The organism is Fontivita pretiosa, assembly GCF_050410795.1.
GTDB classification, from domain to species: Bacteria; Planctomycetota; Phycisphaerae; order Tepidisphaerales; family Tepidisphaeraceae; genus Fontivita; species Fontivita pretiosa.
The window spans coordinates 2632652-2655924 of the sequence record NZ_CP191258.1 but is presented as its reverse complement, the minus strand read 5'-3'; the positions used below and the strand labels follow the sequence as shown (position 1 = coordinate 2655924).

Annotated in this window: 19 protein-coding genes; 8 read left to right on the top strand and 11 right to left on the bottom strand. The window is 64.2% G+C overall.

Features of this window, described 5'->3' with window-relative positions:
- Positions 1–63: 63 nt before the first annotated feature.
- From ACQS5P_RS10725 to ACQS5P_RS10675, 11 genes are all read right to left on the bottom strand, one after another.
- Positions 64–711 carry a type II secretion system protein gene (locus ACQS5P_RS10725; RefSeq protein ID WP_428940889.1) on the bottom strand — a complete coding sequence of 216 codons (648 nt, stop codon included), beginning with the start codon at positions 709–711 and terminating at the stop codon, positions 64–66.
- A 180-nt stretch (positions 712–891) separates the two neighbouring features.
- Positions 892–2046: an ABC transporter ATP-binding protein gene (locus tag ACQS5P_RS10720; RefSeq protein WP_428940888.1), complete on the bottom strand. Its 1155-nt coding sequence runs from the start codon at positions 2044–2046 to the stop codon at positions 892–894.
- Positions 2043–3218 carry an ABC transporter ATP-binding protein gene (locus ACQS5P_RS10715; protein ID WP_428940887.1) on the bottom strand — a complete coding sequence of 392 codons (1176 nt, stop codon included), beginning with the start codon at positions 3216–3218 and terminating at the stop codon, positions 2043–2045. Before ACQS5P_RS10715 ends, ACQS5P_RS10720 begins: the two co-directional genes overlap by 4 nt.
- Before the next feature lie 30 nt (positions 3219–3248).
- Entirely contained in the window at positions 3249–4490 is a 1242-nt protein-coding gene (locus ACQS5P_RS10710; protein WP_428940886.1) for an ABC transporter permease, read from the bottom strand.
- On the bottom strand, positions 4483–5652 hold the full coding sequence (locus ACQS5P_RS10705; protein WP_428940885.1) for an ABC transporter permease: 1170 nt from the start codon (positions 5650–5652) through the stop codon (positions 4483–4485). Before ACQS5P_RS10705 ends, ACQS5P_RS10710 begins: the two co-directional genes overlap by 8 nt.
- 25 nt (positions 5653–5677) lie before the next feature.
- Complete coding sequence (locus ACQS5P_RS10700) at positions 5678–7567, bottom strand: ABC transporter substrate-binding protein (protein WP_428940884.1); 1890 nt, start codon at positions 7565–7567, stop codon at positions 5678–5680.
- 51 nt (positions 7568–7618) lie between these two features.
- Positions 7619–8617 carry an ABC transporter permease gene (locus tag ACQS5P_RS10695; protein WP_428940883.1) on the bottom strand — a complete coding sequence of 333 codons (999 nt, stop codon included), beginning with the start codon at positions 8615–8617 and terminating at the stop codon, positions 7619–7621.
- Positions 8618–8636: 19 nt separating this feature from the next.
- The gene (locus ACQS5P_RS10690; protein WP_428940882.1) at positions 8637–9566 is read right to left on the bottom strand and encodes an ABC transporter permease; all 930 of its coding nucleotides are present in this window, start codon (positions 9564–9566) and stop codon (positions 8637–8639) included.
- Positions 9567–9651: 85 nt separating this feature from the next.
- Positions 9652–11388, bottom strand: a complete 1737-nt coding sequence (locus ACQS5P_RS10685; RefSeq protein WP_428940881.1) for a peptide ABC transporter substrate-binding protein — start codon at positions 11386–11388, stop codon at positions 9652–9654.
- Between the two features lie 77 nt (positions 11389–11465).
- Positions 11466–12605: a hypothetical protein gene (locus ACQS5P_RS10680; protein ID WP_428940880.1), complete on the bottom strand. Its 1140-nt coding sequence runs from the start codon at positions 12603–12605 to the stop codon at positions 11466–11468.
- A 225-nt stretch (positions 12606–12830) separates the two neighbouring features.
- Complete coding sequence (locus ACQS5P_RS10675) at positions 12831–14039, bottom strand: hypothetical protein (RefSeq protein ID WP_428940879.1); 1209 nt, start codon at positions 14037–14039, stop codon at positions 12831–12833.
- Between the two features lie 510 nt (positions 14040–14549).
- Here ACQS5P_RS10675 and ACQS5P_RS10670 point away from each other — a divergent pair.
- The 8 genes from ACQS5P_RS10670 (at position 14550) to ACQS5P_RS10635 (ending at position 23240) form a co-directional block, all read left to right on the top strand.
- Positions 14550–15344, top strand: a complete 795-nt coding sequence (locus ACQS5P_RS10670) for a hypothetical protein (protein ID WP_428940878.1) — start codon at positions 14550–14552, stop codon at positions 15342–15344.
- Positions 15345–15423: 79 nt separating this feature from the next.
- Positions 15424–15975, top strand: a complete 552-nt coding sequence (locus ACQS5P_RS10665) for an O-acetyl-ADP-ribose deacetylase (protein ID WP_428940877.1) — start codon at positions 15424–15426, stop codon at positions 15973–15975.
- Positions 15976–16080: 105 nt separating this feature from the next.
- Positions 16081–17403, top strand: a complete 1323-nt coding sequence (locus ACQS5P_RS10660; RefSeq protein ID WP_428940876.1) for an arabinan endo-1,5-alpha-L-arabinosidase — start codon at positions 16081–16083, stop codon at positions 17401–17403.
- A gap of 2 nt (positions 17404–17405) precedes the next feature.
- Positions 17406–18767, top strand: a complete 1362-nt coding sequence (locus ACQS5P_RS10655; RefSeq protein WP_428940875.1) for an extracellular solute-binding protein — start codon at positions 17406–17408, stop codon at positions 18765–18767.
- Entirely contained in the window at positions 18764–19639 is an 876-nt protein-coding gene (locus ACQS5P_RS10650; protein WP_428940874.1) for a carbohydrate ABC transporter permease, read from the top strand. The genes ACQS5P_RS10655 and ACQS5P_RS10650 overlap by 4 nt, the downstream gene beginning before the upstream one ends.
- The gene (locus ACQS5P_RS10645; protein WP_428940873.1) at positions 19636–20466 is read left to right on the top strand and encodes a carbohydrate ABC transporter permease; all 831 of its coding nucleotides are present in this window, start codon (positions 19636–19638) and stop codon (positions 20464–20466) included. Before ACQS5P_RS10650 ends, ACQS5P_RS10645 begins: the two co-directional genes overlap by 4 nt.
- A gap of 24 nt (positions 20467–20490) precedes the next feature.
- Entirely contained in the window at positions 20491–21996 is a 1506-nt protein-coding gene (locus ACQS5P_RS10640) for an alpha-N-arabinofuranosidase (protein WP_428940872.1), read from the top strand.
- 68 nt (positions 21997–22064) lie between these two features.
- The gene (locus ACQS5P_RS10635) at positions 22065–23240 is read left to right on the top strand and encodes a Gfo/Idh/MocA family protein (RefSeq protein WP_428940871.1); all 1176 of its coding nucleotides are present in this window, start codon (positions 22065–22067) and stop codon (positions 23238–23240) included.
- Positions 23241–23273 lie beyond the last annotated feature (33 nt).

The window sequence follows — 23273 nt, the reverse complement described above, 5'->3', positions numbered from 1 at the left end:
GCCGGACATCCCGCCGTCACCTCGCGCCCCGAGACCGCGCGCCGCGAGACCGCGCGATGGCGGTCATGATGGGGGTTGCGGCGGGATTGGAATGTCCCACGGGTCCGAAGCGTTCTTGAATTCCTGTCTGCTCCTGAGCAGCCCAACGTGCCAGTCCATGAACAGGTAGTTGGACCCCAGCCGCGGGCCGTGGCGGAACAACTCGACGTTGGCGGCGAAGCTCTCGCCCTCGTCCATGTAATAATCCGGCCTGTTGGACGTCTTCTCGCCCATCACCACCACGTCGCTGGGCGTCTTGCCGCCAAGATTCTTGCTGGAGATCTTGATGCCCTTTTCGGCCAGGTGCGAATTGAGGATGTAGGAGTGCTCGGCGGCGGGTTCCTCCACATCCGAGGGGCAGAACATGATCGGCGGGTTGTACATCGGGGGCTTGAACACGAAGTTGGGCCAGCGCTGGTCCTTGGGATGCCCGGCCCCCAGCTTCGGGGGGAACATCCATCCGCGCCATTCATTGGCATAGGTTTGCAGAGCAATGCCGATCTGGCGGAGGTTGGACTGGCACTTGACCCAGTTGGCCTGCGCCCTGGCTTTGGCCAGAGCGGGCATGAGCATGGCGATGAGGATGGCGATAAGACCGATGACGACCAGCAGTTCGACGAGGGTAAACGCCGCGCGATCCGTGCTGGCGAGCCTGACGAGCCTTTGGCGCATCTGCGACCTCCATTCCCGCTCAACAAGAGGGGCTGTAAAACACTACACCGCCAGCGAAAAACCGTTGCGGACCGTGCGTAGGCGGGCCGGAGTTGTCAATCCCCTGGGGCCGGTGCTTACCTGCGGCGCAGATTCGGTTTGGCGCAATGCGCAGGGAACGGCGCGTGGCTGGATGGGCTGCTATCGGGTGACCCAGCACGCCGCGACGTGACCGCTTTCGCCCTGCTTCTGCTCCAGGGGGGGCATCTCGTTGACACATTTTTGCAGCACGCGCAGCTTCAGCCCGGCGGAGGTGATCTGGACGGTGTCCCTTGCATCGGCCTGTTTGGCGGCCTGGACCGTCAGGTGGCAACGCGGATGGAACGGACAGCCGGTGGGCGGATTGGCCGGCGAGGGCACTTCCCCGTGCAGCACGATCCGCTGTCGTGCCGGGCGCGGGTTGGGCTCGGGCACGGCGCTGAGCAGCGCCACCGTATACGGATGCTTGGGGTTGGAGTACAGCTCGCGGCTGGAGGCCTTTTCCACGATCCGCCCCAGATACATCACCGCCACATCGTCGGAAAAATGCTCGACGACGGCGAGGTTGTGGGCGATGAACAGGTAGGCGATGTTGCGCTCGTTCTGGAGATCATCCAGCAGGTTCAGGATCTGGGACTGAATGGAGACATCCAGGGCGCTGACGGGTTCGTCGCAGACGATGAAGTCGGGATTCAGCGCCAGTGCCCGCGCGATGCCGATCCGCTGCCGCTGCCCGCCGGAAAACTCGTGCGGGTATCGCAGCGCGTAGGATGGGTCCAGTCCGACGCGCTGGAGCAGGCTGGCGACGATGTCGTCCTTCTCCTTGCCGCGGGCGATGCCGTGAACCTGGATCGGCTCGCCGATGATGTTGCCCACCGTCATCCGCGGATTGAGACTGCTGACCGGATCCTGGAAGATGATCTGCATCTGGCGGCGCAGGCGGCGAAGCTGTTCGCCGCGGTAGGCGAAAAAGTCCGCTCCCTTGTATCGCACGGATCCGGCGGTGGCGGGGATCAGCCGCAAAATCGTCCGCCCCACCGTCGTCTTCCCGCAGCCGGATTCTCCGACCAGCCCCAGCGTCCTGCCCGGCTGCACCGTGAAAGAGACCCCATCGACCGCCTTGACATATCCGACGGTCCGCGAGAACACGCCGCGACGAATGGGGAAGTAGGTGCGCAGATCCTGCACTTCCAGCAGGGGCTGGCCGTTGACGCGCTGCCGGGCCGCAGCGTCGGCGGCGGGCGGGTTGTGCAGATGCCCGGGCGGCGTGCGATAGTCCAGCGGCGTGCCTGCGCTGCTTGAGCTGCTCGTGCTCATTGGGCCACCTCCTGGACGGCGGCGTCGCTCTCCATCGCCACGATGTGGGCCTGGGGCACAACCTGGCGCTTGTGCTGGAGGTGCGGCTCGGTCAGCGGTTTGCCCTCATAGCCTGCGATCTGGTGACAGGCCGCCCAATGCCGCGGCTGGATTTCGCGAAGCAGCGGCTCATCGTCGCGACACCGCCGCAGCACGCGGAAACGTTCGCCTCCGGAGAGGACCTGGATCGTCTGCTCGCCCGGCGCCGCGGCGGCCAGCTCGCGCGTGCGGGTGCAGCGGGTGTGGAACTTGCATCCGACAGGGAACCGCGCCGGGTTGGGCACAGTTCCGGGGATGGTCGCCAGTCGTTCGGCCTGCGCCCCCAGCCGCGGCACCGAGCGGAACAGCCCTTCAGTGTACGGATGCAGCGGATGGTCGAACAGGTCCTCGACGGTGGCGGTCTCGACGATGCGGCTGGCGTACATCACGTTGACCACGTCCGCGTTCTCCGCCACCACTCCCAGGTCGTGGGTGATCAGCAGGATCGCCATGCCCCGGTCACGCTGAAGCCTTCGCAGCAGCTCCAGAATCTGCGCCTGGATGGTGACATCCAGCGCCGTGGTGGGTTCGTCGGCGATCAGGAGCTTGGGTCTGCACGACAGGGCCATCGCGATCATCACCCGCTGTCTCATGCCCCCGGACATCTGATGCGGATACTCGTGCAGCCGCCGGGCCGGATCGGCGATGCCCACCTCCCGCAGCGCCTGCTCGGCGATGCGGTACGCTTCGCCCAGCCCCACATGCTGGTGCAGCGTGATCGCCTCGACGATCTGGTCCCCGATCGTGTAGACGGGGTTGAGGCTGGTCATCGGCTCCTGAAAGATCATGGCGATCTCCCCGCCGCGGATCGACTGCATCTGCTTTTCCGAAAGGCCCAGCAGGTCGCGTCCCTGGTACAGCACGCGCCCGCCGAGCACCTGTCCCGGGGGGCAGGGAATCAGCCGCAGGATCGACAGGGCCGTGACCGACTTTCCGCAGCCGCTCTCTCCGACCAGCGCCACGGTCTGCCCGGGATAGATGCTGAAGGACACATCGCGGACCGGTCTGATCTGACCGCGATTGGTCTGAAACGCGATGTTGAGGTTGCTGACCTCCAGCAGCGGCCGGGAGTTGTTCGAGGGTGTCATCGACATGGGTTTCCGTGGGACATTGAATGCCGTGCCTCAGTCCTGTTTCTGTAGCCTGGGGTCGATCGCGTCGCGTACGGCGTCGCCGATCAGGGCGTAGGAGTATACCGTCAGAAAGATCGCGGCGCCGGGAAAGGTGGCCATCCACCACACAAACCCCTGCCCGCCGGCGCGCGCCTGGTTGAGCATCTGTCCCCAGCTTGGCTCATCGACCAGTCCCAGTCCCAGGAAGCTGAGGGTCGATTCGGTAAGGATCGCCGCCGCCACCCCGAACGTCGCGGTCACCAGCACGGGCGTCAGTCCGTTGGGCAGGATGTGGCGGTAGATGACGATCCAGCGTGGCAATCCGCAGGCGATGGCGGCCTGCACGAAGTCCTGCTGCCGCAGCCGCAGAAACTCGGCGCGGATGAATCGCGCCGTGCCCGTCCAGCTCAAAAATCCGATCGTCACCATCATCACGTAGATGTTGCGCTGGCCCCAGGCGACCATCACCGTGATCAGCACCAGCAGCGCCGGCACCGCCTCGAAAATCTCGATCAGGCGCATCCCGATCAGGTCGATCTTGCCGACGAAGTAGCCCATCAGCCCGCCGATGATGATCCCGATCGTGATCGAGATGCTCGTGGAGATCAGCCCGATGGACAGGGCGATTCGGCTGGCGTGGATCATGCGGCTGAGCAGGTCGGCGCCGTCGGTTTCGGTGCCGAGCCAGTGCTGGCGGCTGGGCGGCTTGAGGCGGTGCTGGGGCAAGTCGCGCAGGCGGTCGGTCGGCGAGTAGGGGATGATCGTGTGGATCAACACTTGGGCCTTGCCCTGGCGCTGAAGCTCGCGGTACATCGGCCAGTTGACCGTTTCCGGCGGCTTCTTGAACCAGTACGCCAGCGGCCCGACCACCGCGGTCACGATCAGCAGCGCCGTGAGAATCTGGCCGAAACTGGCGCGGCGGATGAGCCACATGGCCAGGAACGTGATCGCCAACGCCGTCAGCAGCAGGTCCACCGGCGTCAGATGCCGCCACATCGGGCTGGACCACTGCCCGCCAACCTTCATCAGGATCGGATGCGAACTGGCGATGTAAGGCGCGGCGACGGCGCAGAAGACCAGAAACGCGATCCAGACCGCGCCGGCGCGTGCGCCGAACTGGGCGAAGGTGTCGTCGATCGCCTTGCGCAGGAAGCTTTTGTGCGGCCCGGAGGGCAGGTCGGCGGCGTCGAGCGGCTCGTAGGCAAGCTGTCCGGCCGAGGGAGCTTGAGTCATCGTCGTGGCGGCATCACTCATAACTGACCCTCGGGTCGGCGATGGCGTAGCCGATGTCCGCCAGCAGGTACGCCGTCACTGCCAGCACTCCGGTCACCAGCGTAATCGACAGCAGCAGCTCGAAATCGCGCTGAAACGCCGCGTCCACAAACAGCTTGCCCATTCCGTTGATCCCGAAGACGTTCTCGACGACAACCGCGCCGGCCACCATCGCCGGCAGAAGATGCACCACCACGGTGATCAGCGGGATCAGGCTGTTGCGGAAGGCGTGGCGGTAGAGCACCGCCCGCTCGGAAAGCCCCTTGGCCCGCGCGGTGCGGACGAAGTCGGCGTTGAGGTTGTCCAGCAGCGCCCCGCGCGCCAGTCGCGAGAGAAACGCAAACTGCGAGTAGGTCAAACAGATGATCGGCAGCACCAGGTGATACAGCCGGTCCAGCAGCCAGCCCTCCTGAAAGCCGGCTTCGGTCCAGCGGGGCAGAAAGGGCATGGTGGCCGCATCCAGGTCGTTCAGCCCGGTTGTGGGAAAGATCCTCAGGTACTGCTCGTTGGCCAGGAAACCGATCAGCAGCACCGAGACCCAGATCGACGGCACGGACCACAAGGCCAGGGTAATGCCGCTGACGGTGTAATCGAGGGTCGATCCGCGTCGCCGCGCCTGTTGAATGCCCAGCCAGATCGCCAGCGCGTACGCCAGCGGCAACGACAGCAACTCGAGCATGATGGTGACGGGCAGTGCTTCGGCGACGAGTTGCAGGACCGGCCGGCCGCGAACGAAGCTGTCGCCCAGATCCGGCATCTTCAACACCGGTCGCCGCAGGTTCAGGTCTCCGGGTCGGATTCGCGGCTTGGCGGGCTTGCCGTCGGGGCCGGGGGGCAGTCTGGCGGCCTCGGCGGCGGCGGCCTTGACCTGCGGATCGTCTTCGCTGTAGCTGGCAAAACCGATCGGCGAGACCTTGTTCAGCCATCGCAGGTATTGAACGACCTTGGGCTTATCCAGTCCGTATCGGCGGTTGAGGTATTCCTCGCGCACTCGCCGCTGGTCCGGACGCATCGTCGCATCCCGGCTCAGCAGCGACGCGCCAATTCCGCCAGGTGCGTTGGCCAGCACGAAAAACACGATCGCCGTCATGCCGAGCAGCGTCGGCGGAACCAGCAACAGGCGTCGGATCAGATACGTCAGCATCGCGCCCCGCCAGCAGATTCATCCCTCATTCGCCGCTGTGCAGTTGCAGTTCCCTGGGCACGTACCAGGGCAGGGGCATCAACTCGGTCAGGACCATGTTCAGCCCCATCCGCGTCTTGCGGATGTTCTTGATGCGATGGTCGATGAACACGCACGCCTGGCGGTTCAGCAGAAACGTGTACGGCTGATCTTCGTGAATGATGCGGTGGACCACGCGCCAGGCCTGCATCCGCTGCTGCTCATCGACCGTCGATCGCGCCTTCTCGATGGCCCTGTCCAGCTCCGGGTTGATGTAATTCACGAAGTTGTCGCCATTGTCTTTGGTTTGCGAGGAGTGGAAGATCTGATTGCAGTCGGTCTCGATGGAGGTGCTCCAGCCCAGGATGCTGGCGTCGAAGTCGCGAGTGTCGAGCTTCTTGAGCTGGATGGGCCAATCGACCGGATCCAGATTCATCTTGATGCCCGCCTGTGCCAACTGGTCCTTGACGAACAGGACGATGCGATCGATGAAGGGGTTGCCGGACCCGTAGGTCAGGGTGAACTCGAAGGGTTTGCCGTCGTCGGCGCGCTCGATGACGCCGTCGCCGTTGCGATCCTCGAACCCGGCCTCTTTGAGCAGTTGCCGCGCCCGCGCCGGATCGTAGGGCCAGGGCTGGATCGCCGGGTCGGCCTGCGGGCTGCCGTAACCGAACGGGCCGCTGGCGGGCGTGGCGTGCCCAAGGTACAGCTCCTGCGCCAGCCGCTGGCGGTCGATCAGCATCGTCATCGCCTGGCGAATACGCTTGTCGGCGAAGAACGTCGGCCTGCCCCCGCGCAACTGGTTCCACCCGATGTAGCTGTATCCGCCAACCGGCGAGTAGTATTCCCAGGTCGTGCTGCGACTGGTGATGCTCGGGTCGTTCTTCAACCGCTCGTATTGCTCGGGCGTGCCGGCAAAGCGGTCGATCTGACGGTTGCGGTACATCGTCTCTTCCGCCACCTCGTCCTTGACCTGGTAATACACCAGCCGGTCGAATGCGGGCTTGACGCCCCAGTAGCGCTCATTGCGGACAAGCGTCACCGGATCGCTGCTCGGCCGCCAGCCATCCGGCGTGGGAAGCCGATACGGACCGGTCCCCATCAGCAAGCCCGGAATCTCGTTGTACTGCGTCGGGGAATACTTCGAGTAAAAGTGCTCGGGCTGAATCAGCGTCTCGGCGACGGTGGAGAACGTGTTGAAGATAAACTCCTTGAATTTGAACACGACGCGGTAATCGCCCTCGGCGGTGACCGACTGCAAATGCGAGTAGTAGGCCCGCGCCCTGGCCGCGTCCACCGCAGGGTTCATGATCCAGTTCACCGTCCAGACCACATCTCGCGCGGTGAACGGCACGCCGTCGGAAAACACCACCCCCCGGCGGAGGTTGAATGCAATCGTCTTGCCGTCCGGGCTGATTTCCCAGTCGGTGGCCAGCAGCGGAACATACTGGAGCGTGTCCGGGTCGCGGTAGGCCAGGCTCTCCATCGTCTTGACCTGAACCCAGGTGGCGTAGACATCGGTGCTGATCAGCGGCGTGAGCTTGCCGATCGTCGTGCCGAAGTTCTCCACGAGCCAGTCGCCGTAGGCGAAATCCGGCTTGGCCATCGCCTCGCGCAGAGGGGCGAAGGGATCGTTGGCCCGGGCCGGGCTTGTGCCCGGCGCGGCGCCGCTGGAGGCGTGATCGGTGCCGCCGGGCGGCGGCCGCACCGCGATCCCCTCATTCAGCGTGTTGCGGATGTTCGTCAGGTCGTTGGTCAGGCTCGATACCTGTCCCTTGAGCTGCTGGATCTGATCCCACTGCCGGTCGTACTGCACCAGGCACAGGATCAGCAAAACGATGATCACCCCCAGCAGAAGGAAATTGAACAGGTCTTTGACGCCGAAACGATGTTCCATCGATCCAGTATCCTCAGGCTCGCTGCGCCGCCTCTGCGGCTCTGCGGCGAATCACAGCTTGGCCGCCTCGCGCTTGGGGTCGAAGATGTCGCGCAGCCCATCCCCGACAAAGTTCAGGCTCAACAGCGTGACCACCAGCAGCGTACACGGAAAAATGAGCATCCACCAGTAGAATCGCACCGGGCTGAGCGTGGTCACCGCATCGGAAGCCAGCGACCCCCAGGTGGGCATTGGCGGGGTGATGCCGATTCCCAGAAAACTGAGGAACGATTCCTGAAGGATCGCCTGCGGGACAGTCAGCGTGGCATAGACGGTGATCGGGCCGATCAGGTTCGGCAGGATATGCCGCAGGAAGATACGTCTGGAGGGCAGGCCCATGGCGCGAGCGGCTTCGACAAAGGGCTGCCCGCGCAGCGAAAGAACCTGCCCGCGGACCACGCGCGACATCGTCAGCCACGACACCAGCCCGATCGCCGAGAACAGCACCACCAGATTCGCCGCCTGCGCCGACAGCACCTGCGCCAGCTTCGGCTCGAAGGCGATCTTGAACAGGATCACCAGCAGGATGTACGGCAGGCCGTACAGCACATCGACCAGGCGCATCAAAGCCGAGTCTACGGCCCCGCCTTTGTAGCCGGCGATCAGCCCGACGCTCACGCCCAGCAGAACGGCGATGGTGGCCGCCGCGGCGCCTACAGCCAGGCTGATCGTCCCGCCCAGCAGGCACCGCGCCAGGATCGAGCGGCCCAGCGCGTCATACCCGAACCACCCCGCCACGCTGCTGCTTGTCGGTGCTGCCCGCGCCAGATCGGCGTTCTGTCTGTTGAAGTACAGGCTGCTCTGGCGATTCAGCGTCCAGGGCAGTGTCAGCACCGACAGCAGCACAATCGCCACGATGATCCCCCCGCCGATCATCACCCGTCCGCTGCCCAGCATCCGCGCCACCAGGCTGTCCGGCACCGGCTGCGCCAGATGGTTCTGATCATCCGCCGCGATGCTCGGCGCCGACAGACGGCCCGTGGTTGAATCTGATGTCGTTGCGGCTGTCATGACCTTTGCGTCCTGCTCCTCATGGCTGTTTGGCCTGAAGCTCGATCCGCGGATCGACCAGGGTGTAGGCGATATCCACCAGGAGGTTGAAGGTCAGCAGAAACACCGAATAGACCATCACCACACCAAGGATCAGCGTCTGATCGCGATTGCGGACACTGTTGACGAAATGCTGCCCCAGGCCCGGGATGTTGAAGACGGTCTCGACGACGAACGAGCCGGTGAGCGTCGCCGCCGCCGCCGGACCCAGGAAGCTGAGCACCGGCAGGAAGGCGTTGCGGAGGCAGTGTTTCCAGATGACCAGGTTTCGGCTCAGGCCCTTGGCGCGAGCGGTGCGGACGTAATCGGCGCCGAGCACATCGAGCATCGAGACGCGCGTGAGGCGAACGATGTACGCCATCGGCGCCAGCGACAACGCCAGTGACGGCAGGAGCAGGTGCTCGATGCCTCCCCATCCGCCCGGCGGAAGCAGTCGTGTGAAGTACGAAAACGCCAGAAGCAAAATGGCGGCGGTGACGAAGCTGGGCAGGCTGATGCCGACGAGGGTGACCGAGAGGCTGGCCCAGTCCAGCACCCCGCCGCGGCGCACCGCCGCCAGCGTGCCGATGAACACCCCCACCAGCAGCGCGATCGTCAGGGCACACAGCCCCAGCGCGATCGAGATCGGCAATGAGCTGCCGATGATGTCGTTCACCGTCCAGCCCTTGTAGAACAGGCTATAACCAAAGTCGAAGTCGGTGATGATCTTCCGTGGATACCAGGTCAGAAATGTCCAGGCACTATCGGCATGGAACTGTTTTCGCAGGCTTTCAAGCACCACCGGATCGATGGCGCGCTCTGTCTCGAAGGGGCTTCCCGGCGCCACCCACACCAGCAGAAACGTAAGCAGGTAGATGATCCCCAGGATCACCGGAAACTGGAGCAGGCGATAGAGGATGATCTTGTGCATCGCAGTCAAGAATGAAGGGTGAAGGCAGAGAGGTGACCGCAGGCAGCTTCACTCATCCGCCTTCATCCTTTATTATGTATTATGTTCATTTCTCCACCCAGACATCCTTCATCATGGTCAACAGCTTCGGATTGGGGTCGATGCCATGGACGTTGTCCCGGTGCATCCACACGTTCACGTAATGGTACAGCGGGATGATCGGAGCCTCCATGTTCAACAGATGCTCGGCTTCCTCCAGAATGCGCAGCCGCTTCTGCTCGTCCGGCTCCCGGGCGGCCTGCTCGAGCAACGCATCGTATTGCGGGTTCTGCCAGTCGCAGTCGTTCTGGAGGCTGGTTGACAGATACTTGTCGGTGAAGGTCGAGACGTCCAGGTAATCGCCATACCAGCCGACGGTGGCGATGGCATACTTTTTCTCGGTCACCTTGTTGCGAAAGAGCTTGATCTCGAGCTGCTGGAGGTCGCAGTCAATTCCAAGGTTCTGCCGCCACTGGCTGGCGATGCTCTGGGCCACCAGCCGCCTGGTCGTGCTCTCGGAGTTGTACAGGATCGGCAGCGAGGGGAAGCCGGCGCCATTGGGGTATCCCGCCTCGGCCAGCAACTGGCGGGCACGCGAGATGTCGTACGGCAGCCCTGGTCGGCTTTGATACCCCGGAAGCTGGTTGGGCGGGACATAAGTCGTCGTCGGCTGCTCACCCATGCGGGTGATCGTCTCGGTGATCAGCTTCTTGTCGATCGCCATGGCCAGCGCCTGGCGGACGCGTACATCAGCCAGGGGGTTCTTACCGCGCGCGCCCTCCGTGTCGGGCAGGAACTGCGGCTTGCAGTTGAGCGTGAGGTAGGCCGTGCCGAACGCGGGGAAGACGCGCAGGTCCGGCCGGCCCTGCGCCTTCAGCTCCGCCGCCACGTCCGCGCTGACATCCGTCAGCCATTCCACATCGCCCCGGTCGTACATGAGGAACTGGCTCAGCGGGTTCTCGTTGACCACCATCGCCAGGGTGTTCGATTTGACGTTGGCCCTGTCCCAGTACGTTTCGCTTTTCTCGAACCACAGCAGCCGCTTGAACTCCCAGCGGGTGAGCTTGAACGGGCCGTTGGTCACGACGTGCGGCGGGCGGGTGAACTCCCCGCGATAGCTGGTTCGCCCGGTCCGGGGGTCCACTTCCTTGAAAGGCTGCATCGACTTTTCGTGCATCGGATAAAACGGCGGAAACGCGAGCAGGTCCTCCAGAAACGGAACCGGATTGGTCAGTCTCACCTCAAGCGTATGCTCGTCGATCGCGCGGACTCCCACCTTCGCGAAATCCGGCCTGGGGACCTCGGGCGGCCTCGGTGTGCGCTGCGGACTCTGTTCATGTTCGTAGAGTTTTTCGCGATACCTCAGATACGCCTGGTACTCGTCCTCGTATCGCTTGGCCCCGTCGATGTAGTAGAACAGGTAGGTGTATTCGTCCGGTTCTTCCAGCATCCGCCGCCAGTGGAACACGTAATCTGCCGCGACGACCGGATCGCCGTTGGTCCATCGCGATTCGGGGCGGAGGTGGAAGGTCCAGATCCGCTTGTCGTCACTGACGTCGCGTGCGACGATGCCCGCGGGGATCGGCCGCAGGGTTTTGGTGTCGTAGCTGTACAGCCCTTCGCGGATCGCGTAGGTCACGCGGAAGTCCTGAAGATAGCTCATGGACTTCAGGTCCAGCGTGATGATGTCGCCGCGGTTGATGAACGTGAAGTCAGCGCGCTGCTGCTTGCCTCCGCCCGACCAGGCCAGCGAGCCCAGCAGGATCGCGATCAGCGCCACCGGAATGCAGATCAGCCGAAGCATGGGCAACCTCACGCTCGCCGCAGCAGCAGCGTCATCTTCGCCATCGCCGCGAAGGCGTCAACGGGGATGTCGCGCGTTCAGTGGGGCGTGAGCCCGGCGAGCAGTTCGAGCTCGCGTGGCGATGTTCGCCGCCAGGACGGTGTGTCGTTGCGCATCCCCGACTGGGCGTACTCCAGCGGCGTAACCGGAGTCGCGAATGGCTCGCCGTAGAGACGGAACGTGGCGCGGACGCTCATGTCAATCGAGCCACCATAGCGGCCGACCAGGTGCTCGAGCATGGGCAGGCCGCGCTGCTGGTTTGTGGCGATGGCGTGGAAGATCGGCGTCTGCCCGCCGATGCCTTGGATCACCTGAGCGCGGGCGTTGAGGTCGGCGCCGCGCGACACCAGCAGATCGACACAGGCGATCTGCCCGAACTCCACCGCCATGTGCAACAGCGTCGCTCCCGCCAGATCCACGTTCCCGCCTCCGGGGATCGAGCCAAATCTTCGCTCAACCATGGCCGGATCGCGATCGATTTCTCTGCCCAGCGCATCAACATCGCCGCGGTGAATGGCCAGGAATTCACCCGTCAGCTCCAATGGCACGTGCGCGCCGTGCGCCAGCAGAAGGTCGATATAGCGGCGTTTCAACTCGTTCTTGCCGCGCTCGTAGGTGCTGATGATCCCGAGCATCGGTGAGGCCCTGCCGTACTTCGTCTGCACCGGCGCGAAGGTGATATCTGCGCCATGATCGATCAGGAACTGAAGCCCATCGGGATCGATGCACTCGGCGGTGACGAGCACGATCGGCCCGTAGTTCGATCCGTACTGCCCATCAGGATCAGCACCATGCTCGATCAGGAGTTGAGCGATCTGGCGGCGCTGGCCGAAGCGCAGCACCGCCCGCGCCAGCGCCTTGTCCAGGTCGTGCTGTGTGAGTCGCTCGTGGGCGAGGATGTGTCGAACCGCGTCGAGGTCGTTGCGGTTGGCCGCCTCCGGCAATGGCTCAAGTTTGGCTTTGACGTCGAAGATCTGCGTCGCGCCGCGCGACATCGTCTCGACGACGTGTGCCAGCTCGGCCCAATTACGGCAGCCGTACTCGCGCGCCAGCCGGTGCTGCGCGTCGGCCAGCTTCAGCGACGGCTCCCGCGCGGCCAGCCGCTTGGCCCGCTTCTTCAGATGTTCGATGGAGGGATTGACAGGCAACCGCTTTCGTGGCGCTGGTGAGCTGGACATGGGCGAACCCTTTCCGCTGCGCCCGGCGTCCGCTGGTTCGGGCGGGAAAGAGGTTCCTGTGCTGATCGGCCAACAGGGTGGGTTGGACCCTTCCCGCGGACGGGTCGCGCCCCATTGCGCGATTCAGTCGTATGGTAGGCCGTCCCAGGCGAACGTCGCAAGGGAAAAATCGCCTGATGCCGGTACGAAATCGATCGGCACGGCAAACCCAGTGCTGCGGCAGGATCATTGCCGCTCGGCGGTGGGCAGGGTCGCCGGCTCGGTCGCCGGAGGCTGCATGGCCGGACCCAGCTTGGGCGGAGCCTTCAGCTTGGCAAACTGCGGGAGCTTGATCAGGGCTGGATAGACTTCCTCGGCCCGTTGCTGGACTTCCGAGGCCGCGGTGGTCTGCGAGACGTTCAGCAGCGGGCTGACGGCGCTGGCCAGCGGCTGTGAGCCGATCTGCGTGCTGATGACCGTCAGGGCGCCGCTGACGCCCTTCTTATTGATCACCTCGGCCAGCTCGGCGCGCTCGGCTTGCGAGGCGGTCTGGAATCGCTGCGCCGCCATCGAAAGCAGATCCGACATCAACTGCACGGTTTGAAGCTTCTGGGCGTCGGATTGAGCGGCCCAGACATCGCTGAGCGTCAGCAGATAGGTGGCGACCTGCTCGTTGGCCGGAGAGGGAGGCAGCCCCGTCTCGTAGAGCTTGAGCCGAATGGCCAGGATCTTGTGGATCAGATCGACGGCGGGGCTGATCACGCTGGGCGGAAGCTTGGCTCCGGCGCGACCCGGATCCAGGAACCGAAACGCGTCGTAGGCCGCCTGCGCCATCGGGCCGGCCATCGGGGGTTTATTGGCATGCTTCTGGACGCAGTCGATCAGGGCCGCAAGCAGGGGATTGTCTTTGGCGGTAGCGGAATTGGCCAGCACGGCCGGCAGCAGATACTTCGAGGCCTTGATTGCCCACAGGGCCACGGCGTCGTTGGGGTCGGCCAGGAACTGTGTGACCGCGGGCACGAGCCTGGAGTTGCGAGGCTGCTCGCCCGGTCCGCTGTTGGCCTGCTGGGCCACGCGCGTGGCGAGAATGGCGGCGTTGAGGCGTACCCGGGGATCGGTATGTTTGGCAAGCTTGAGCAGCTCGTCATTGAGCAGTTCGCAGTAGACATCGAGGAACGGGCCGGTGGGCTGCGGCCCGCCGGGCGGTCGGGCAACCTCGGCCACCAGGGCATCGCGCGCGGCGGTGTGGCTGGCCGGATCGGACGCCGCCAGCCGCGCAGTCTGTTCGGTAATGAACTGCTGCACCTGTGGACGGATCGACAGCGGATCGGTGGAGGTGATGACGTTGGGGGGCAACGATGCGGCGTGTGCCCGGGGCAGCGTGCACTGAAACCCCGTGTGCTGGATCAGCACGACCAATCCGATCAGAACCGCAGCGCTTCGACGACCAATCATCAGACAGTATCTCCGGCCGCCGCGGGGTTCCTGCCCTTTCCCGCTCGCCCCGGTTCGCTGTTGCGTGGCTCGGAGCGTGCGATCAGTTCACCGAAGGATTCCGCGGCGAAGGCCATGGTGACGAATCCCGGTTGCAGCACAGCGCAAGGCCAAGCGGCCCTTAGCGGTGGAGAGATTATCCCGCGCCGGGCGGACGGTAGCAGAGCCACAAAACGGTGTCAAGCAAAGCTTGATTCAGCATCAGGTTGCGGTCGCGGCGGCGGTGGCGGGGGGACCGATAATCGCCGTCCTCCCCTTACGCGGCGGGATCGATTCGCCCGCTCAGCTTCAGTCTTGTGCTTAATGTGGGGTGCATTGCATGCCGATGCATCAGGTCAGGACCACATGCGGGAAGGACCGGTTCCACCGATGAATCCATCGCCGAGCCAATCCAGCGACGAATCCGTGAGCTCCAGTGCAGGCCACGCGTTGACTGATCCGCCCGGCGGTGCCGAATGGCCGGTTGATCTGATGATTTCCCCTGCCGGCATAAGGCGATTTTTCTGCGTGGCGGTGGGTCTGGTAACGGTGGCAAGCCTGGCGGGGCAGGTGCTGCGTTACACGGTTCTGGACGGGCAGTATCGCTGGTACATGGGTCTGTTCGATCTGAACCGCGAGCAGAACGCCGCGACGTACTATCAGGGGATTACGATCTTCATCGCCGCGGTGCTGGCGGGGCTGATTGCCTGGGCCAAGTGGCGCGGCGGGGATCGTTTTCGCCTGCCGTGGGCGAGCCTGGCGACCGGGCTGCTGCTGCTGTCGATGGACGAGATGTGCTGTCTGCACGAGCAGTTCGAGATGCTGATGCGACGATCAGGATTCCGGCTGCACGGGCTGCTGCACTTCCAGTGGGTGGTGCCGGGGATGATCGCCGTGGGCTTGGCTGGCATCATCTTTGCGCGGTTCGTGTGGCACCTGCCACGCGCGATCCGGGTGAGGTTTTTCGTGGCCTGCGCGTTGTACCTTGGTGGCGCGGTGGGATTGGAGATGGTCGGCGGATGGTACGCCGAACGTTACGACGACAACAATCTTCCATACCAACTTCTGGCCACGCTTGAGGAGTTGCTGGAGATGAGCGGGGTGGCGGTGGGGAACGTGGCGTTGGCGCGTTACCTGGCCGAGCACCTGCCGGGCGTGGCGTTGCGGGTGGCCAGCGCCGCGCCGCAGATTTCGCGGCCGCTGGAACCAGCCCTGCCGCAGGCGGATCCGCAACTGCCGAAGGCGCAGTCGCCGCGCAGCGAATCGCGCTGGTTTGCCGCCGCCTGAGAAGTCCACATCTATTGCAATTGGCCCTGTCGCAGTTGACCGGCGCGGTATAATGCTGGTGACGCGACCGATGGCGTGCATGCCGGTCGCCACAGACATGCCGGTTCGCATCGAAGCCATTCAGGCTGATATCACCACGCTTCGCGTCGAAGCGATCGTCAACGCGGCCAACCAGCGGATGCTGGGCGGCGGGGGAGTGGACGGCGCGATCCATCGCGCCGCGGGACCAAAGTTGTACGAGGCGTGCAAGGCGATCCCGGAGGTGGCGCCGGGCGTGCGCTGTCCTACCGGCGAGGCGCGGATCACCCCGGGATTTGATCTGCCCGCCAAGTACGTCATCCACACCGTCGGTCCGGTCTGGCAGGGCGGAGACCACAACGAGGATGTGCTGCTGGCCAACTGCTACCGTAACTCGCTGAAACTGGCGGCGGAACACAACATCAGGTCGATCGCGTTTCCGGCCATCAGCACAGGTGCGTATGGTTTTCCGGTGGATCGGGCGGCGGCGATCGCCGTCCGCGAGGCGCGTCGCTTCGCAGCCAATCCAGGCTCCGTCCAGCACATCATCTTCGCCTGCTTCGATTCGCGGACGCTGGAGGCGTACAACCAGGCACTGCGGCAAGCCGAGTGAAAACGCTGTGCATATCGCATCCGACGCCGATCGCGAATATTCTGTGCGCTCATGTTCAGCATCCGCGGTCATCGGCTCGGGGTCTGGCTGGTCGTTTGCATCGTCTTGGCAGCATCGATCGCTACCGCAGCAACGGGCCTGGACGAGGAGTGCGTTGCCTTTCCGGGGGACGGATGGGTATCGGCCACGGGCCGCCACGTGCACGATCCGACCCTCTTTGAAGCCGCGGCCGGCAGCTTCCTGTGTTTCAGCACCAGCGGGGACGGATTTGGCGTGCTGCGATCGTCGCAGAACCTGATCGACTGGACGATTCATGGTGCGATCACCCAAACGCCGCAATGGCTCGTGCAGCGCATCCCCGACCATCGCTCGATGTGGGCGCCGGATCTGCTGCGGTTGCCCGACGGACGCCTGCGGCTGTATTACTCGGCCAGCCAGAGATTCGGGCAGAATACTTCATGGATCGGGCTGGCCCAGAACGATTCGTTCGATCCGTCGCATCCGCAGCAGGGGTGGCGTGACCTTGGCCCGGTGATTCACAGCCAGCGCGATCGCGATGATTTCAACGCGATCGACCCGGATGTGGTGATCGATCGGGACAGCGGTCGGCACTGGCTTTTCTTCGGGTCGTTCTGGTCCGGGCTGTATGCGCTGGAGCTGGATCCAGACACCGGCAAGCCGCTGAATCCCGACAAACCGCAGATGATCCATGTGGCCCGAAACAGCGAACGGGGCAACCCCATCGAGGCGCCGGTGGTCGTGTTCCGCGAGGGGCACTATTACCTGTTTGTCTCGTATGGGCTGGCGGCGCAGGGCGTGCGCAGCACCTATCGGATCGTCGTCGGACGCTCGCAGCAGATCACCGGGCCTTACCTGGGGCGTGATGGCAGGCCCATGCTCGAGGGCGGGCACGCGGTCGTGCTCAAGAGTTCTGCGCCGATGTTCGCGCCGGGACATTGCGATGTGATGCCCGACAGCAGCGGGCGATGGCTGCTGGCGTATCACTTTTACGACGCCCGCCGCTTCTGGGTGGATGACAAGTGGGGGCTGCCCACGCTTCAGGTCAGGGAGCTGATCTGGGACGATGCCGGCTGGCCGCTGCCGGGGCTGCCCGTGCAGTATCCGGCGCGTGCCGATGCGCCAGGCTCTGCCGAGGCAAGCGTGGTCGGCAAGTGGATTCATCAGGCGGATTTTTCCCAGCCGACGACGATCGATCTTCGCGACGACGGCAGCGCGGTGCAGGCGGGCGGGCTGATCGGAAACTGGACCCGCGAGGGTGCCAAACTTACGCTCCGCTGGCCGCGCGCCGCACGCGATGGCCCGGATCAGTCATTCTGGATCGACACGGTCCAACTGGCGTACGGGGGCAAGTACTACGTCGGCACGAACCAGACCGGCAGCATCATCCGCGGCATGCGGCAGCAGTGAACATGGGCGCCAAAGCTTCGCTATTGATTCTCTTGTTGGCCAGCGTGGTGCTGGGGTTGCTGCGCAGCGAACGAACGGCCGGGGTGGTGGCGAGCCTGGCAGGGGCGGGCGCGGGCGAGGTGGTCAATATCGCGTTCTGGAACGGCTTCACCGGCCCGGACGGACGCATCATGCTCGGGCTGGTTCGCAAGTTCAACCAGACCGACCCGCAGGCACGCGTGACCATGCAGCGAATCCCCTGGGCCACGTATTACAACAAGGTGATGGTCTCGGCGATGGATGGGCGCGGGCCGGAGGTGTTCGTGCTCCAGGCCGATCTGGTGCCGCGGATGCACCGGGCGGGATTTCTGGACGTGGTCAATGACCTGTACGGCCCCAACGGGCAGATGAAAAACGACTACAGCCGGCGGCTGCTGGATCTGGTCGATGTGGGACAGGGTGGACACGAGCAGTTCGTGGGCGTGCCTTTGGACATCTGGCCGCATGGACTCTACTACAACCCGGTGATGTTTGAACAGGCGGGGGTGGTGGACGAGCAGGGCCGCGTCCACCCGCCGCAAAACGCCGATGAGTTCCTGCGGGCCGCCGCGGCGATCAGGAAGGATCTGGACGGCGACGGTCGCGCCGACGTGTGGGGTTTCGGCTTTGGTCACTGGCGATACAACTTCATGTCTCTGGCGCCGCAGTTCGGGGGTCGTTACGTCAACGAGCAGGGCGAGCCGACGCTGGATGATCCGGGGAACATCGCGGCGTTGCAGTTTTTGGCGGATCTGAATCTGAAGTACCGGCTTGCCCCGCCGCCGGAGGGGGGCATCGCCGGCTGGGTCGGTTTCCGGCAGCAGCGGGTGGCGATGGTGTTCGACGGGATCTACATGCTGGGGGATCTGAAGCGTCTGGAGGGGCATCCATATCGCGGGGCGCCGATCCCGCAGATCGGCCCGCAGCCCGGGGCGTTCGCCGACTCGCACATCCTGTGCATCCGCAAGGGACTGCCTGCGGCGCGGCGCGCGGCGGCGGCGCGGTTCATCCGCTTCCTGACGGACCACAGCCTGGAGTGGGCCGACGCCGGGCAGATCCCCGCCCGCAGCAGCGTGCGTCAGAGTCCGGCGTTTGCCGGGTTGACGGTGCAGTATGAATTCGCCAAGCAGCTTGACTACGTGATGTATCCGCCGAAAACCCCTTCGATCAGCGAGTTTTTTCTGCATCTGGACGCGGCGGTGGAGAAGGCGATTCGCGGCCGCGCCACCGCCGCCGAGGCGTTGCGACAGGCCAACCTCGACTACAAGCGCTACCTGGATCGCGACCGCATGGAGCGCAGCCTGCTTGCAGACCGGCCAGCGCAACCGCAGGGGGAGCGCCCGTGACACGTCGCACACAACAGGCAGCGGGGTACCTGTTTGTTCTGCCGTACGCGGCGGCGTTCCTGACGTTCGTGATTCTGCCACTGGTTGTGTCGCTGGTGCTGGCCTTCTGCCAGTATGACCTGACCACGCGGCAGTCCCTCCGTTTCGTGGGACTGCGCAACTTCCGCGAAGCGCTGTTCGGCGATCCTTTTTTCTGGCGGGCAGTGGCAGTGACGTTCCATTACGTGGCGCTGATCATTCCCTCGCAGCTCGTGCTTTCGATGCTCCTGGCGCTGGGAATGCACGCGATGACCCGCGGCCTGCATACCGTCCGCGCGCTGCTGTTTCTTCCCGGTATGTTCTCCATCGCCGTGACAGGCATCCTCTGGCAGTGGTTCTACAACCAGGAATTCGGGCTGTTCAACTACCTGCTCAAGCAGGTGGGGCTGGGGCCGGTGCCGTGGCTGTCGAACCCGAGCCTGGCGATGCCCAGCATCGTGCTGATGACGCTGTGGTGGACGGCCGGCGGATCATCGGTGGTCATCCTCACCGGATTGCAGCAGATTCCAGCGCAGATCTTCGAGGCGGCGGCGATCGACGGCGCCAACCGCTGGCAGATCTTCTGGCGCGTCACCCTGCCGATGCTCAAGCCGGTCCTGCTGTTCATGGTGGTGATGAACACCATCGGGGCATTCCAGATGTTCGCGCAGGCAATGATCCTCACCGGCGGCGGGCCGGAAATGAGCACCCGTGGCGTGGTGCAGCTCATCTACGACACGGCCTTCGGAAACTATCGACTGGGTTACGGCGCCGCGATCAGTTGGCTGCTGTTCGTCCTGATCGCGGGGTTCTCCCTGATCCAGTACACTCTGCTGCGGAGGGCGGCGGAATGAGCCACGCGCGACGGCGGCTGCGGTTGACCCCCTGGATCATGGCGGCAGTGGCCGGGCTGTTTCTGGCGCCGCTGGTGGTGATGGTCCTGACGGCCTTCAAGCCGGAGGCGGAGGTGCTCAATCCGCAGGCGATCGTCCCGCGGAACTGGACCTTGGACAACTTCCGCCATGTGCTGAGCTTTCCCGAGGAAGCACCGTTCGTCCGCTGGCTGCTGAACAGCCTGTTTGTCTCGACGACCGTGACGCTGCTGGTGCTGGTCTTTTCGTCGATGGCGGCGTATGCGATCACTCGGCTGCGGGTGCCCGGCCACAGGCGGATTCTGGGGATCGTCGTGGTGACGATGATGCTGCCGGCGCAACTGTTTCTGGTTCCGGTGTTCCTGATTCTGAGCTGGCTGGGATGGCTGGACACCCCCGCGGCGCTGATCGTGCCCGCCACCGCTGGCGGGTTCGGCGTGTTCATGCTCGCCAGCTTCATGCGCGCCATTCCCCGCTCGATCGAAGAAGCCGCCCTGATCGACGGCTGCTCGCCGCTGGGCGTGTACCTGCATGTGATCCTGCCGCTGTGTGCCCCGGCCATGGCCACGCTCGGGATCTTCACCTTCATCGGATCCTGGAACGACTATGTCGGGCCGCTTATCTTCATCGACTCGATCCGCAACTATACACTGCCGGTTGGGATCGCGCTGTACCAGGGGTCGTACAGCACCGAATATGGCCGGACCCTGGCCGCCAGCGTGCTGGCGACGATGCCCCTGGTCGTGGTGTTCATGGCGTTCCAGCGGCAGATCATCCAGAGCATGTCGGCCACGGGATTGAAAGAGTAATCGTCGATTGGACTGATCAGGCACATGAAAACGACCATTCACGCACATACGAAACTGATCGTGGATCGGGTGGACCCGCGAGTTTTTGGCGGGTTTCTGGAGCATCTGGGCCGGGCCGTTTACCAGGGAGTCTACGACCCGCAAAGCAGACACGCCGACGAGAACGGCTTCCGCCGCGATGTGCTGGCGGCACTGGATCGGCTGAAGTTCACCGCGATGCGGTATCCCGGCGGCAACTTCGTCAGCGGGTATCACTGGATCGACGGCGTGGGGCCTCGCGAGAAGCGGCCCCGCACACGCGACATCGCCTGGCAGAGCATCGAGCCTAATCAGTTCGGCACCAATGAGTTTGTCACACTGTGCCGGAAGATGGGCTGGACGCCGATGATGGCCGTCAACCTGGGCACGGGCACGCCCGAAGAGGCGCGAAACTGGCTGGAATACTGCAACATTGAATCCGGCTCGCGCTGGGCGGAGTTGCGGATCGAGCACGGCTACCCGCAGCCGCACGACATTCGGCTGTGGTGTCTGGGCAACGAGATGGACGGGCACTGGCAGATCGGCCACATGCCCGCCGAACAGTATGCGATTCTGGCCCAGCAGACGGCGCGAATGATGAAGATGGTGGATCCCCGCATCGAGGTAGTGGCCTGTGGATCCTGCGCGCCGGAGCTGCCGACATACCTGGAATGGGATCGCAAGGTGCTGGAACACTGCCGCGGCGATATCGACTACATCAGCCTGCACCGCTACGTCGGCAACCATGAGAACGACACACCGAACTTTCTGGCCTGCACCAACAGTGTGGACGAGCAGATCGAAGCCACCGACGCGTTGTGCCGCTTCGTGCACAGATGCAGGAAAACCAGCAAACGCGTCTACCTCAGCTTCGATGAATGGAACGTGTGGTACCGTGCCCGCCACGGCGAGCACGTCGATGGCCGCGGGAAATTCGCCCCGCACCTGCTGGAAGAAGTGTACAACCTGGAAGATGCGCTGGTGGCCGCCAGCTTCCTCAACAGCTTCATCCGCCACGCCGATTCGGTGAAGATCGCCAATCTCGCTCAGATCGTGAACGTGATCGCGCCGATCCTCACCCAGGGGGATGAAATGGTCCTCCAGACGATCTTCTATCCGTTCGAAATGTACACCAAGCGCCGAAACGGCACGTCGCTGCGAATCGCCATCGATGGTCCAACCTATGACACCAGATCCTATGGCCGGGCCACGTACGTCGATGCCAGCGCCATCCTCGACGCCAACCGTTTGAGCATCTTCCTGGTCAACCGCAGCCTGGACGACTCGGCGGACGTGGAAGTGAACCTGGCCGATGCGCGTCCGGCGCGGCTGCTCAGCGGCGAGATCCTCAGCGGCCCGGACCCCAAGGCAGCCAACACGTTCCAAAGCCCCCGGCGCGTGATGAGCCGCCCGTTCCAGGAGATTTCCCCCTCCGCGGGCAGCGGCGGCGCACCGGTGCTGCAATTGCCGCCGCTGTCCGTCGTCGCGGCAACATTCGAGCTGGCCAACTGAGCGCTGCGGTTTGTCCGCCGCCGTCGTGGATTTGACACGCCGCCGCCAAAACCGTTCATTACGCACTCATGGACACCGTACGCATGGGAATCGTCGGCGTGGGCAGCATGGGAACCCACCATTTCAACTACATGAAAAACGTCGAGGGCGCCACGCTGGCGGCGGTGTGCGACATCGACCCGGCCCGGCTGGAATACTGCAAGGCCAGGGCGCCGGAGGTGGCGACGTTCAACCGCTATGAGGACATGATCAACAGCGGGCTGATCGACGCGGTGCTCATCGCCACGCCGCACTACTCTCACCCCGAGATGATGATCGCCGCTTTCGAGCGGAACATCCATGTGCTGTGTGAAAAGCCGGTGGCGGTGACGGTCGGGGCGGCGCGGAAGATGAACGAGGCCGCGGCACGCAAGCCGCAGCTCAAGTTCGCCGCCATGTTCATGATGCGAACCGCCGCCCACTACGTGAAACTCAAGGATCTGCTTTCCAGCGGCGAGCTGGGACCGATCAACCGCATCACCTGGATCATCACCGACTGGTTCCGCACCTGGGCATACTACGCCTCGGGCGGGTGGCGCGCAACCTGGGCGGGTGAAGGCGGCGGCGTGCTGCTGAACCAGTGCCCGCACAATCTGGACCTGATCTGCTGGCTGACGGGCATGATGCCCAGCCGCGTCACCGCAGTGGCCTACATCGCCAAGACGCATCCGATCGAAGTTGAGGATGAAGTCAGCGCCATCCTGGAATACCCCAACGGCGCGATCGGGCACTTTGTGACATCCACTGGCGAAGCGCCCGGAACCAACCGCCTGGAGATCGCCGGTGATCGCGGCAAGATCACGCTGGAGAAGGGCAAGCTCACCTTCCGCCGCACGCGCGTCAGCGTCAGCGAATACTGCCGCACGACCAGCGAGCGATTCCGCGCTCCAGAGGCATGGGATTGCGAGATCCCGCTGCCTCCGGATCCCAAGGATCATCACTTCACCATCACGCAGAACTTCGTGCGCGCGATCCTGAAGGATGAGCCACTGATCGCGCCGGGCGTGGAGGGCATCCGCGGGCTGGAACTGGGCAACGCGATGTTGCTCTCGGGAATCAAGCGCCGCCCCGTCGATCTGCCCATCGACGCCGACGAGTATGAGCAGTTGCTCAAGGACCTGACCAGACAGTACGGGGGGAAAAAGACGCTGGCGGCCCCCGGCGCGGCCAAGGCAGCGGAGCTGGCGGGCAGTTTCCCGAAGTGAGTGGGGGATCCGCGCGGCGGTCTGGCGCGCCGC